Annotated in this window: 8 protein-coding genes; 4 read left to right on the forward strand and 4 right to left on the reverse strand. The window is 67.1% G+C overall.

The genetic code is table 11. The features are described from left to right. Positions 1 to 2: 2 nt before the first annotated feature. Positions 3 to 3,113: an efflux RND transporter permease subunit gene (locus GSQ87_RS11090; protein WP_158915500.1), complete on the forward strand. Its 3,111-nt coding sequence runs from the start codon at positions 3 to 5 to the stop codon at positions 3,111 to 3,113. A gap of 1 nt (position 3,114) precedes the next feature. Here the strand turns inward: GSQ87_RS11090 and GSQ87_RS11095 are convergent, their stop codons facing one another. Further along, positions 3,115 to 4,638: an efflux transporter outer membrane subunit gene (locus GSQ87_RS11095; RefSeq protein WP_216839227.1), complete on the reverse strand. Its 1,524-nt coding sequence runs from the start codon at positions 4,636 to 4,638 to the stop codon at positions 3,115 to 3,117. Positions 4,639 to 4,855: 217 nt separating this feature from the next. Then, complete coding sequence (locus GSQ87_RS11100; RefSeq protein ID WP_158915501.1) at positions 4,856 to 5,134, reverse strand: HU family DNA-binding protein; 279 nt, start codon at positions 5,132 to 5,134, stop codon at positions 4,856 to 4,858. 260 nt (positions 5,135 to 5,394) lie between these two features. On the opposite strand from GSQ87_RS11100, the gene GSQ87_RS11105 reads away from it, so the two are divergent. From GSQ87_RS11105 to GSQ87_RS11115, 3 genes are all read left to right on the forward strand, one after another. After that, positions 5,395 to 5,850, forward strand: coding sequence for a MucR family transcriptional regulator (locus tag GSQ87_RS11105; protein ID WP_158915502.1), 456 nt, complete (start codon positions 5,395 to 5,397; stop codon positions 5,848 to 5,850). A 134-nt stretch (positions 5,851 to 5,984) separates the two neighbouring features. Further along, positions 5,985 to 7,115 carry an alanine racemase gene (locus tag GSQ87_RS11110; protein ID WP_158915503.1) on the forward strand — a complete coding sequence of 377 codons (1,131 nt, stop codon included), beginning with the start codon at positions 5,985 to 5,987 and terminating at the stop codon, positions 7,113 to 7,115. A 98-nt stretch (positions 7,116 to 7,213) separates the two neighbouring features. After that, the gene (locus GSQ87_RS11115) at positions 7,214 to 8,929 is read left to right on the forward strand and encodes a thiamine pyrophosphate-dependent enzyme (protein ID WP_174241427.1); all 1,716 of its coding nucleotides are present in this window, start codon (positions 7,214 to 7,216) and stop codon (positions 8,927 to 8,929) included. A 42-nt stretch (positions 8,930 to 8,971) separates the two neighbouring features. Here the strand turns inward: GSQ87_RS11115 and GSQ87_RS11120 are convergent, their stop codons facing one another. Both GSQ87_RS11120 and GSQ87_RS11125 read right to left on the reverse strand, forming a co-directional pair. Next, positions 8,972 to 9,523, reverse strand: coding sequence for a cytochrome b (locus tag GSQ87_RS11120; protein ID WP_158915504.1), 552 nt, complete (start codon positions 9,521 to 9,523; stop codon positions 8,972 to 8,974). Between the two features lie 138 nt (positions 9,524 to 9,661). After that, positions 9,662 to 12,604, reverse strand: a complete 2,943-nt coding sequence (locus GSQ87_RS11125) for a TonB-dependent receptor (protein WP_158915505.1) — start codon at positions 12,602 to 12,604, stop codon at positions 9,662 to 9,664. Positions 12,605 to 12,765: the final 161 nt, after the last annotated feature.

The following is a 12,765-nucleotide window of genomic DNA, read 5'->3' on the forward strand; positions in this document are numbered from 1 at the left end:
GCGTGCTTTCCAGGCTCATCCGGGGGACGCTGCATCATCCCCGCCTGATCGTGGCGGTGGGTGCGGTCCTGCTGGTCTATGGCGCGACGACCGCGCGCACGGAAAAGCTCGAAACCTTTCCCAGTCTGTCGCCAGCCCAGGCCTCCGTTGAGACCGAGGCGCCGGGCATGGTGGCCGAACAGGTCGAGCAGCTTGTCACCCGCCCGATCGAGAACGCGGTGATCGGCGCGCGCGGCGTCGCGGCCGTGCATTCCCAGTCGGTCCAGGGCCTGTCTATCATCACGCTGGACTTCCAGGAGGGCGCGGCGCCCGAGCGGGTCCGCCAGGCCATCTCGGAAGGCCTAGCCCAGACCGCCGGCCTGCTGCCCGGCGGCGTCGGGGCGCCTCGGCTGTCGCCGCTGACCTCGGGCCAGGGACAGGCGCTCGACATCGGCTTCACCAGCGCCAACCTGACTCCCATGGCGCTGCGCGACCTGGTGGAGTGGACGGTGCGGCCGCGCCTGCTGTCGGTCGCGGGGGTTGCGGACGCGCGGGTGTTCGGCGGCGAGACGCGACGGATCGAGGTGCGGGCGCGGGCCGGCGACCTGTCCGATAGCGACCTGGGCTATGCCGACGTGTTCAACGCTGTGCGCATCGCCACTGGCGTCGCCGGCGCCGGCTTCATCGACACCCCCAACCAGCGTATCCAGATCGAGCCCCACGGCCAGGCGCTGACGGCGACCGACGTCGCGGCGGGACAGATCCAGGTGGTCGGCAGCGCGCCGGTCCGCATCAGCGACGTGGCCGACGTGGTCGACACCCCGGCCCCCGCCTTCGGCGACGCCCTGATCGACGGCAGGCCCGGCGTCCTGGTCAGCATCGCCCAGCGCTACGGCGCCAACACCATCGACACCATCCACGCGGTGGACGAGGTCCTGGCCTCGCTGACGCCGGGCCTGCAAAAGCAGGGCGTGGTCGTGCGCGCCGAGCTGGACCGTCCCGCCGGCTTCATCGACGGCGCGGTGCGCGAGATCATCGGCGAGTTGCTGGTTGGCGTGCTGCTGCTGGCCATATTGCTGGCGGTGTTCCTGCGTGATTGGCGCGCCGCGCTGATCTCGATCGTCGGCGTCCCGTTCGCCCTGTTGGCCGCCGTCGTGGCGATCGAGGGGCTGGGATGGACCTTGAACACTATGACGCTGGGCGGCCTGGCGGTGGCGCTCGGCCTGATCGTCGACGACGCGGTGATCGATGTGGAGAACATCGTCAGCCGCCTGCGCGACGCCGAGGCGCATCATGCATCGCGTCCACACGCCGTGCTGATGGCCTCGCTAGCGGTCAGGGCGCCGGTGATCTACGTCACCTTGATGGTGGGCGTGGCCCTGGTCCCGGTCATGCTCATGGGCGGCGTCCAGGGCGCGCTGCTGAGACCGCTGGCGGTCAGTATCGTCATCGCCTCGCTGGCGTCGCTGGTGGTGGCGATCGTCTTCACTCCGCCGCTGGCCCTGCTGTTCCTCAAGCACATTCGGCCGGACGCCGAGCCGCGTCTGCTGGTCGGCGTCAAGACCCGATACGAGGGGTTGCTGTCCCGGATCGACCGGGCGCCGTGGGCGGCCCTGGGCGTGGGGGTGACCGCCCTGGTCGTCACAGCCGTCCTCGCGGCGACGTTCAAGCCCGAGTTCCTGCCGGGCTTCCACGGCGATCAACTCACCGCCGAGATCAGGGCTCCCGCTTCCACCTCCATGGCCGTGATGAAGAGCTATGGCGAACGCATCACCCGCGACCTGCTGGCCGACCGAGACGTGGCGGGCGTCTCGCAGCGGATCGGACGGGCGGAGACGGGCGCCGAGGCCTGGGGTCCCGATCGCGCACGCTTCGACATAAGCCTGAAGCCGGGGCTGAGTTCACCTGCCCAGGACGCCGTCGAAGGGCGGGTGCGGCGGCTGGTGGACGTTTATCCCGGTCTGCGCCCAGAAGTCCGGTCGAGTATCGGCGTCTCGGCGCTGGGACAAAACAACGACGGCAGGCTGCAGGTGCGCGTCTACGGCAACGACCTGGACGCCCTCGACCCCACCGCCGACCGTGTGGCCCAGGCTCTGAGCGCTACGCCCGGCGTCCGCGACGTGAGCCCGTCCACCCCGGCCGCCGCCCCGGTCGTGCGCGTCGACCTGAACTTCCAGCGCCTGGCCATCTACGGCCTGTCGGCGGCCGATGTCCTCAACACCGTGCAGACCGCGTTCGAAGGCCGTCGCGCGGCCCAGGTCTATGAGAACGGCCGCGCCATCGACATCGCCGTCACCGCCCAGGCCAGCATCCGCACCGACCCGGAAAGCGTGGGCGATCTGTTGCTGCGTTCCAGTTCGGGGATTTCGGCGCCGCTGAACAGCGTGGCCAATGTCTACCTGACCGACGGCCGTGCGCGGATCGAACACGACGGCGGCCTCCGCAGCGAAACCGTCCTGGCCCGGCTGTCGGACGCCAGCCCCGACGCGCTGCACCGCCTCGAAAGCCGGATCACCAAGGCGGTGTCGCCGCCGCCGAACGTCTTCCTGGAATTCATCACCCCAAAGAACGGCTTCGACCCCAGCCACCGGCTACTAACCAACGCCCTGCTGGCGGGCGCTGGCGTCATCGTCCTGCTGCTGCTGTCGTTCGGCGACGCGAGGTCGTGCGCCATCATCCTGGCCTCGACCCTGTTCGGCATGGTCGGCGGCGTCATCGCGATCGCGCTGATGGGCGGGGTGCTGTCGCTGGGCGCGGTGATGGGCTTCTTCGCCCTGTTCGGCCTTTCCGCCCGCAACGCCGCCCTGTTGATCAGCCGGGTCGAGGAACTGGTTTCGGTGCGCAGGCAGCCCTGGTCGGCGAAGCTGGTGCGTCGCGCGGCCCGCGACCGCTTCTCGCCCATCGTGATCAGTGCGGTGATGATCACCGCCGCGCTGCTTCCATTCGCTATCCGGAGCGGACAGCCGGGTCACGAGATCCTCGGCCCGATGGTGTTGGTCATCCTTGGCGGCCTGGCGACCTCGACCCTGATGAGCCTGCTGCTGTCGCCAGCCATCGTGGCGCGCGCCTGGCGTCCCCGGACAGCAAGAGCAGCCATGCCCGATCCGGAGACGGGCGGCGGAACCGCCATCTAGCCTACTTGGCCGAGGCGATATCCAGCCCCGCGCGATCACCCCAGCCGCCGCCAAGCGCCTGGAAAAGAGCGACCGTATCGGCATAGCGCGCCGCGCGAGCCTGCACGAGGACCGCCACCGCGCTCTCATACGCCTGCTCGTCGTTGAGCACCGCCACCGATCCCACCTCTCCGGCCTGGAACGCCTGGCGTAGCAGCGCCAGGCTCCGGGCCGCCGCCGTCTGGGCCTGGACGGCCGCCTGTAGGTTGCGGGCGTCCTGATCCAAGGCCTGCAGCGTGTCGGCCACGTTCTGGAACGCCTGGTGGACCGTGCTGCGATAGACCGCCTGAGCCTGGGCATAGGCCGCCTGCGCGGCGCGCTTGCGATGCAGCAGCGCGCCGCCCTGGAAGATCGGCTGGGTCAGGCCGGCGCCAAGAGTGTAGAGGCTGTTGTCGGCGGTGAACAGGTTGTCGAACCCGTTCGAGGTCCCGCCCAGCAACGCGGTCAAGGTGATGTTGGGCAGCCGGTTAGCCTGAGCCACGCCGACCAGGGCGCTGGCCACGTGCAGGTTGGCCGCCGCCGCCCGGATGTCGGGCCGCTGGGCCACGATCTGCGACGGCAGGCTGAGCGGGAGGTCGGTCGGCAAGGTCACGCCGTCCAACTCTACCGTGTCGTCCGGCATGGTGTTTGGCGTACCGCCGGTCAGCACCGCCAAGAGGTCCTTCTGCTGGGCCAGTTGCTTTTCCAGCGGCGGCAACAGCAACCGCGCCTGGGCCAAGACAGACTCTTGGGCGGCGACATCGCCCTCCGCGGTTTGGCCAGCCTTGCGCGCGAACCGGAGGTCGGCCAACAGGGTCTCGGCGATGGCGATGGAGCGGCGGGTCGCCTCTATCTGTTCCCGCAGCGAGGCTTCCTGCAAGGCGGCCAGGACCACGTTGGTAGTGAGGCTGAGATAGGTCGCTTCGCTGGTGAACAGCTGATTGTCGGCCTGGGCGGCGTTGGCCTCGATCTGGCGCCGCACGCCGCCGAATAGATCGGGCGAATAGGAGATGTCGAGCTGGGCGGTATTCAAGCCGAAGTAGTTAGCGTTCGAACTCAACGGTGAAGCCAACACGACCGGGTTCTTCTGCCGGCTGGCGTTCAGGTCGATAGAAACCTGTGGATAAAGCGCGCCCCTTGCCGCGTAGAAGTTCTCCCGCGCCGATCGAAGCGCGGCCTGGGCGCTCTGCAGATCGGGATTCGCGCGCAGGGCCTGCTCCACTAGGCGGTCGATCTCGGGGGATCGGAACAGCTCCCACCAACGGTAGGGGACGGCGCCTGTAGTGAAGCTTTGCGCCTCTCCGCCCTTCACCGGCGAAGAGACTGTGGGGTCAGGCAAGGCGGAATGGGTGAAGCCGGCGTCCGAAGGCGCGGCGGGGGCATGGAAGTCCGGGCCGACGGCGCATCCCGCCAGCAGAGGCAGGAGCAGACCACCTATCCAGGGCCGGCGAAGGCGCGCCCAGGCGCCGCCCCGTCTGCAGGATCGTAGTCGCCCCCTGCCCATCATCGATCCGAATCCACATCGCGTCCCGGCATGAGGTCAGCCTAGCATGATGACGCAACCAGTTTTTCGAGGTGTTCCCGAGGGTCGCCGGCTCGCCACAACCCTTGATCACACAACAGGTCTACAGACGTGTGACGCGCCATCGGGCTGATCGTGATCGAGCGCCGACAAGACTGAATGTCGGGCGGGAAAGACCCGCCCGACATCAGGCCGCCAGGTATCAGCCGGCGACGGCGTCCTTCAGGACCTTGGCGGGCGTGAAGACCACCTTCTTGGTCGCCGCGACCTCGATGGTTTCACCGGTACGGGGGTTGCGGGCCTGACGGGCCGGCTTGTCCTGCACCTTGAACTTGCCGAAGCCCGGCAGCGAAACTTCCTCGCCCTTCACGGCGGCGTCGCGGATGGCGTTGAGCAGGGTGTCCACGACCTGCTTGGCCTGGACCTTGGTCAGGCCGGCGTCCTTGGCCACGATCACGTCGACGAGTTCGGCGGTATTCATTGCATCTGTCTCCAAAAGCGAATCGAGGGTTCCACGCTGCACAAGCCGGAGAGCCGTGTCACCCCCTCCTCTCATACGGACAACGCCTACGAGGGGAAGCCCAAAAGGCGCAGCCATCCATCTTTGTAAGAATTTAGGTTGTGATTCATCTTTTTAATCGCGCGATTATTTGATTTCACGTCTGGACAAAGACCAGGGACAGTCCTATTGGGCCCAAGTTGTCATTCTCCGACACCCTTATCGAAGCTTCTCAAAAAATCATGACCGAATCCTTGGAAACCGCCGCCCTGACCGCCGACATCGTCGCCGCCTACGTCACCAACAACAAGCTGACGGTGGTCGAACTGTCTGCCCTCATCTCCAGCGTGCACAGCGCGTTGCAGAACGCCGGTGTCCCGCAACCTGAGCCCGCGCCTACGCTGACCCCCGCCGTGCCGATCAAGAAGTCGGTCACCCCGGATTTCCTGATCAGCCTGGAAGACGGCAAGTCCTACAAGTCGCTGAAGCGCCACCTCAACACCCGCGGCATGTCGCCTGACGAATACCGCGCCAAGTGGGGCCTCGCGAAGGACTACCCGATGGTCGCCGCCAACTATTCGGCGCAACGTTCCAGCCTGGCCAAGAGCCTGGGCCTGGGCCGCAAGGCCGAACCGACCGCTCAAGCCGCGCCCGCCAAGGCGCCCGTGCGTCGCGCCAAGAAGACCGTCGCCGCCTAAAGAATAGGGCCGGGCGGCTTCGGCCGCCCGGCATGACTTTGAACTCTGACGATGCGGATGAACGCTGGCTGGAAACGGCGTGGCGGTCGCACTTGGCGAACATGCCGGCGCCGTCTGGGACCTCGATCACACCCATGATCAGAACGCGGTTCGCCGATCTCGAGACGCCCAAGCTGTTGCTGAGCGAACCGGTCTTCGAGCGCAACCTCGCCAGGATGCGCGATCGGGCCGCTGCACTGGGAGTCGCCCTCAGACCCCATATGAAGACCGCCAAGTCGATCATGGCGGCCCAGCGTGTCGGCGCCGAGCGCATCACCGTCTCCACCTTGAAAGAAGCCGAGTATTTCGCCGCGGCAGGCTTCAAGGATATCCTCTACGCCATCGGGATAGCGCCCGGAAAGCTGGCGCACGCGGCCAGCATTCGACGCCGCGGCGTAGATTTGACGCTGATCCTGGACAGTCCCGAAGCGGCGACCGCGGCCGCAGCGGCGGCGCGGGACCTCGATCAGTCCCTGCCCTTCCTGATCGAGATCGACAGCGACGGCCACCGCGCCGGCGTTCGCCCGGACGATCCCATGCTGATCGAGATCGCCGCCCGTCTCGATCCGACCTGGTCGCCCCTCCGCGGGGTGATGACCCATGCGGGAGGGTCCTATGACTGCCGCACCCCCGCCGCCCTGATCGCCATGGCCGAACAGGAGCGCCAGGCTGTGGTCCGATCGGCCGAACGTTTGCGGGACGCGGGCCATCCCGCTCCGGTCGTCTCGGTCGGATCGACGCCGACGGCCCTGTCCGCACGCGAGCTGAACGGCGTGACCGAGCTCCGGGCCGGCGTCTACATGATGTTCGACCTGGTGATGGCGGGCCTCGGCGTCTGCACGCTTGAGGACATCGCCCTCTCCGTCCTCACCACCGTGATCGGCCACCAGACGTCGAAGAACTGGATCATCGTCGATGCGGGCTGGATGGCGCTTTCGCGCGATCACGGCACGGCGGCCCAAGACCTGGATCAAGGTTACGGACTGGTCTGTACGGAGGATGGCGAGGTCCTGCACGACCTGATCGTGGTTTCCGCCAACCAGGAGCATGGCGTCATCGCCCGCAGAGACGGCGGCCCACTCGGCCCAGACGCCTATCCCCTCGGCGCCCGCCTGCGCATCCTGCCCAACCATGCCTGCGCCACCGCCGCGCAGCACGACGCCTATCAACTATTGGATGCACATGGAGAGATCCGCGCCGTCTGGCCGCGCATGAACGGCTGGTAGGGCGGCGGAAGCGAATATGCGCTTGGCGGACTGATCCAAATCGCCTCCCCTTCGTTGTTCCAGGGAATCTCCGCCTCCAACGAACCGAAGGGCCTCCCATGCGTCGCAAGATGGTCGCCGATGTCATCGTCGAGACCCTGCAAGCCGCAGGCGTCAAGCACTGCTGGGGCGTGCCCGGCGACACCTTGAACTACGTCACCGACGCCATCCGGCGCAGCGAGATCGAATTCGTCCACGTCCGTCACGAAGAGGCGGCGGGCTTCGCCGCCGGGGCGGAGGCGATGATCACCGGCGACCTGACCGCCTGCGCCGGCTCCTGCGGTCCGGGCAGCCTGCACTTCATCAACGGCCTGTACGAGAGCCACCGCAACCGCGCGCCCGTGGTGCTGATCGCCAGCCAGATCACCCGCGACGAGCTGGGCTTCGACTTCCCGCAGGAGGTCGACTTCAAGGCCGTCTACCAAGGCTGCAGCGTCTTCTGCGACGAGATCCGGACCGGCGCGCAGGCTCGGCGCAAGACCGCACTGGCCGCCCAGGCGGCGCTGTCCAAGCGTGGCGTGGCGGTGCTGATCCTACCGGTGGACGTCTCCAAGGAAGAGGTCGAGGACGACGGCTTTGCGGTCCACACCGCCCACCCCATCGTGCGGCCCAACGAAGCCGAACTCGACCAGATCGCCGCCCTGCTCAACGCCGGCTCCAAGGTGGCGATCTACGGCGGCTCGGGTTGCCAGGGCGCCCATGCCGAGGTCATGGCCATCGCCGAAGCGCTGAAGGCCCCGGTCGCGCACACCTCGCGGGCGAAGGACTTCCTGGAATACGACAATCCCTACGACGTCGGCATGACCGGCGTGTTCGGCATCGAGTCCGGCTATCATGCGCTGATGGCCTGCGACACGCTGTTGCTGCTCGGCTGCGACTTCGCCTGGCGCCAGTACTATCCGAGCAAGGCGAAGATCATCCAGATCGACATCGAGGGCGCCCATCTAGGCCGCCGCCATCCCATCGATCTCGGCGCGGTCGGCGACGTGAAGGCGACGCTCCAGGCTCTGGCCCCGCGGCTGACGCCCAAGAGCGACGACCACTTCCTGCGCGAATGCCTCAAACGCCACGCCAAGGCGACCACCACCCTGGACAAGAGGGCCAAGCTCGGCCGCGGCGGCGCGATCCATCCCCAATACCTGACCAGCCTGATCGCCCAGCACGCCGACCGGGACGCGATCTTCACCGCCGACGGCGGCTCGCCCATGGTCTGGACGCTGCGCCATATCCCGGCGACCGGCCAGAACCGCACCATCGTCAGCCTCAGCCACGGCACCATGGCCAACGCCATGCCCCAGGCGCTCGGGGCCAAGAAGGCGCAACCCCATCGTCAGGTGATCTCGATGTCCGGCGACGGGGGCATCGCCATGATGCTGGGCGACCTGATCACCGCGATCCAGGAGGACATCCCGATCAAGGTGGTGGTGTTCAACAACGGGAGCCTGGGCTTCGTCGAGCTGGAACAGAAGGTGGAAGGCCTGCTGGACGCCTACACCGACCTGAAGAACCCCGACTTCAGCCGCGTGGCCGAAGCCCTGGGCTTTTGGGGGCGGACGGTGAAGGACGCCGAACTGCTGGACGCGGCGGTGCACGACTGGCTGAACCAGCCCGGCCCGGCCCTGCTCGACGTGCACACCGATCGCATGGAGCTGGTGACGCCGCCCAAGGTCGAGGCCAATCAGGTGTTCGGCACCGCGCTCTATTCCGCCCGGGCGGTGCTGGGAGGTCGCGGTAGCGATGTCATGGAGTTGCTGAGCGACAACTTCCTCAAATAGCCGTCTGGGATAGATAGGCGTCCCGCCAGGGCACCTGCGGGATCAGGCGAAACGGCGTTTGAACAGCGGCGCCATCCGGATCAGTACGACGTTTTTGCGGACATAGTGGTGGAACAGAGCTGCGATCGCATGGAACAGGGCGACGGCCGCGATCGTGTTGGCGGCCAGATCATGCCAGTGATTGACGGTCTTGGTGAACGCCTTGTCGCCTACCTTGGGGAACTTGAGGACGTTGAACATGGGAAACCCGTGCGCGAAGACGTTGATCAGGCCCAGCACGACCACAGTCGCCAGAAGCACGTAGAGCAGGCCGTGCACCGCCTTGGCCACAAGGTGCAGAACACCATGCTCGACCGGCGGCAGGCGGCGCCCACGCGTCGTCCGCCATGCGATGCGCGCGACCAGCACGACCGCCAGCGCGAACCCCAGCAAGACGTGCACGGACCATACATCGACCCGAAGCGGGCCGCGAGGCATCCAGCCCGTGGTGCGGCCCATGATCCAAAGCACCACGATCAGCGCCGCCGTCGCCCAATGCAATCGGATGGTGATCGGATCGTAATCGCCGCTCAAATCGTCCGAGGTGTTCCGCATCTGACGCCGCTTCCCCTGGGGGCGTCGGTGGAGCCCACGCCGACGCACTATGTTGAACTCGTAGCCGCTTCAACCTGACAAATACCTGTCGTCCCCGGACATCCCCTTGGACGCCGGCGAGCACGTCCCCAAAAAGAGCTAGTAGAACAGCTTGCGTATGCTGAGCAGGGCCGTGCGGCCAGCGGGGTCGAGATAGGCGGATTGGTAGCTGACAGGCGTCATGCCAGCCGTGTCGCGCACCTTGATGCGGTCGTCGAACAGGTTCGTGATGTTGAGGGTCACGCGCGCGCCCCGCAGCCAAGGATAGCGCCGCACCACCTCGCGCTGCTGACCCAGATTGTCGAACAGGCGAAAGTTGATCGTCGTCAGGTCGGAGAACGCCAGATTGCCCGTGGAGGAATCGGCGCCGCCCTGCACCGATGTCGCGCTTCTCCAGTCGGCGCTGATGCGCGCGCCCAAACCATACAGGGTGAAGCCCACCTGCCCCTCGATCTCGTGCTGGTATTGGCCGCCCGTGTTCCCCAGGGGCGCACCGTCCAGCAGATTTAGCACGGGCACGCCCGGCCGGATCAGCATCTGATCCTGGAAGTAGACCGTATGGTAGACGGCGATCTGGAACCGGCCGCCGCCTGCGAAGCCGCCGCCTCCCCCACCACGCCCGCCGCCGAACCCGCCGCGACCACCACCCCCGCCACCTCCGCCGCCGCCGCGCCCACGCCCGCCGTCGGAGCCCGCACCGTCGGGAGTCGCCGGTGTCGTCGGTGTCGCATTTGCGCGGTCCGTATCGGGCGGCGAAGCACCGGGCGCGCCCGCGGCGTCCCCCGCCGCTGCAGCCTGTTGTCCGTCAGTTCCAACGCCGCGCGGGCGGCGGGCCTGGCCGGGCACGCGGCGAGGAAAGCGCTGGGTCGGCTGCGGACCGATCGGGCGCGAATAGTTGAAGCCCCAGCGTAGTTCCTTGCGCTCCTGGCTGGCGAAATTGACCGGCCGCTCGTCCTCCTCGATCAGGTCGCCTTCGGCGTCGCGCAGGAACCGATCCGGAAAGGCGGCCTCGATCGGCCCGCTGGCCGCTGGGAAGGTCTCGATCGGGTTGTCGATGTGGCTGTCGATATAGTTGGCGGTGAAGGTGAAATTTTCTTCCGAGAACGGCTTCAGGGTCAGCCCGACCTTGAACACGTTGCGGGTGTCGGCGACCAGGGCGGTGTTGCCGCCGGAGACCTGGGTGATGTCCACCGTCTGTCCGGTCATGTAGTCGAACACCCGCACGCCCGGCGTCGAGACAAGCGGATTGCCAAGCTGCTGGATGGTCGGGGCTGCGTGGTCGTGAGTGTCGGAGACGATCAGGTTGACGCCGGTGATCGGCGTCCAATTCACGCCCGCGCCTAAGGTGGTGAGCAGGCCGAAGTCCGACAGCTCGTCCACCGCGACATTGACGTTGATCGACAACTCCCCAACCGCCGAGAAGACGTGATGGTCGCGGCTGGCGAGGGGAAGGTCGAGGCTGATCTGGGCGTTGGCGTCGTTGCGCGACAAGGCGACAGATTGGAACATGCCCTGAGTCAGGGAATTGGAGCTGAGCGAACTCTGCGTGTCGCCCAGCTTGAGGCTGGCGTAGAGCTGGCCGGCGGGGACATCCAGCAACGGGCCGTTGGCCAGAATCTGGATGTTGCCGGAATTGGACAGCACCCGCGCCTTGTTCTGTGGAAGCTCGGTGAGCAACGCATTCGGAAACGGGCCAAACGGGTTGAAACTGGTTGAACCCGCCGTGAGCAGGGTCTGCAGCGGCGTCGCGTTCACCCCCACGTCGCTGTTGGTCTGACTGTCGGCGTGGTCGAAGGCGTCGGTCAGCGACAGCCGCCAATCCCCCAGGTCCCGGTTGAGGGTCGAGCCGAGGTGCGCGGTCCAGCCGTTCACGCTCTGGCGCAGTGGTCCGAAATTATTGGCGTAGCGGTCCACCAGGGTGTTCGTGCCGAACGGCGAGAACGGATTTCCGGTGGGGACCAGCAGGCTCAGCCCCGGCAGGCCCTGCAGGGAATCGCTGGTGGTGGCGCCCAGCGTGCCGTTCACCGTGGCCTTGATCCCGCCCCAGATCGGCTCGGAGAACACCCCGTTCGCCGTGAGTTGCTGGGTCGCTGGCAGCAGAGTGCGGTCGCCGCTGACATTGGTGGTGTTGGCGACGCCGGATGCGAAATCCGCCAGGGTCAGCGGTCGGCCTCCCGCTCCGGCGGGAACGCCCGCGACCGTGATGGGTCGTCCGGCGAGCGTGCTGAGCGCCGGGTCGATCTGTCCGCCGGGGGTGGCCGACAGGACATTGCCGGCGAGGTCGAACGGCTCGCCCGACGCCGTCGAGGTCAGGTCCCGATCGGCCTCGGTGAGGTTCGAGCTGCCCTGGTATTTCAGGTCGAAGTTCATGCGGGTGTCGCCGCGCAGGCGGAGGAGATCGCCTTCCGCCTGCCCGCTCGCCTGGCCGCCTTCGGTGGGTCCACCGCCCTGGAGTTCGCCGGTGATCGCGTGGAATCTGCGCCGCAGCACGATGTTCACCACCCGCTGGTCGGCGGTGTAGCCGTATTTGAGCGACACCTCCTCGGGCAGGATATCGACGCGCAGGATCGCTTCGGTGGGGATGTTCTGGATTTCGCTGATGCTGGAGATGCGCCGCCCGTTCAGTAGCACCACCGGCGTCTCGCCGCCGCGGCCACGGTCGCTGCGGGTCTCCGGCGTCAGCTCGTTGAGCAGCTCGGTCACCGTGCTGACGCCGTAGGACTGGATATCGGCGGGGCTGAGTTGAAGTTCCGGCTTGATATCGCCCACCACCGCCCCTGGCTGGGGACGCTTGCGCGCGGTGACAGTCACCCCAGGAACGACGTTCTCATTGTCGGCGCTGTCGTCGTCGTCATCGGAGGGCGGCGGAGCGGGGGCCTTTGCAGCCGACGCCTTCGCCGGGGGAGGCGCGCTCGCGGTCTGCGCCATCAGAGGCGTGGGCGACACGCCCGCCAGCAGGGCGGCGATAGGGGCGATATGGACGCCGCTGCGCAACAGCTTGCCCAGTGCGCCGTCGCCACGCGGGGTCGCGTCTATCGTCATCCAGGTCACTCGCCCCACTTTCGCTCGCAGCGCCGCCGCCAGCCGTTGCGTTGGTTCTCTCATGGCGGTCAAGGTCAGTGCGGGAGCCCATTTCGATCTCGCCGCAATTGCACACTCAAATTGCGGGCTGATGTCGAAAGAGCGTCAAATAATCGCGGCCA

Source organism: Caulobacter sp. S45 (genome assembly GCF_009765965.1).
Classification (GTDB): Bacteria; Pseudomonadota; Alphaproteobacteria; order Caulobacterales; family Caulobacteraceae; genus CAHJWH01.

Excerpts from the sequence above, each read along its gene's own strand:
- GSQ87_RS11095 (WP_216839227.1), bottom strand. The coding sequence starts at position 4,638 with ATGATGGGCAGGGGGCGACTACGATCCTGCAGACGGGGCGGCGCCTGG.
- GSQ87_RS11100 (WP_158915501.1), bottom strand. The coding sequence starts at position 5,134 with ATGAATACCGCCGAACTCGTCGACGTGATCGTGGCCAAGGACGCCGGC.
- GSQ87_RS11105 (WP_158915502.1), top strand. The coding sequence starts at position 5,395 with ATGACCGAATCCTTGGAAACCGCCGCCCTGACCGCCGACATCGTCGCC.
- GSQ87_RS11110 (WP_158915503.1), top strand. The coding sequence starts at position 5,985 with ATGATCAGAACGCGGTTCGCCGATCTCGAGACGCCCAAGCTGTTGCTG.
- GSQ87_RS11115 (WP_174241427.1), top strand. The coding sequence starts at position 7,214 with ATGCGTCGCAAGATGGTCGCCGATGTCATCGTCGAGACCCTGCAAGCC.
- GSQ87_RS11120 (WP_158915504.1), bottom strand. The coding sequence starts at position 9,523 with ATGCGGAACACCTCGGACGATTTGAGCGGCGATTACGATCCGATCACC.
- GSQ87_RS11125 (WP_158915505.1), bottom strand. The coding sequence starts at position 12,604 with ATGACGATAGACGCGACCCCGCGTGGCGACGGCGCACTGGGCAAGCTG.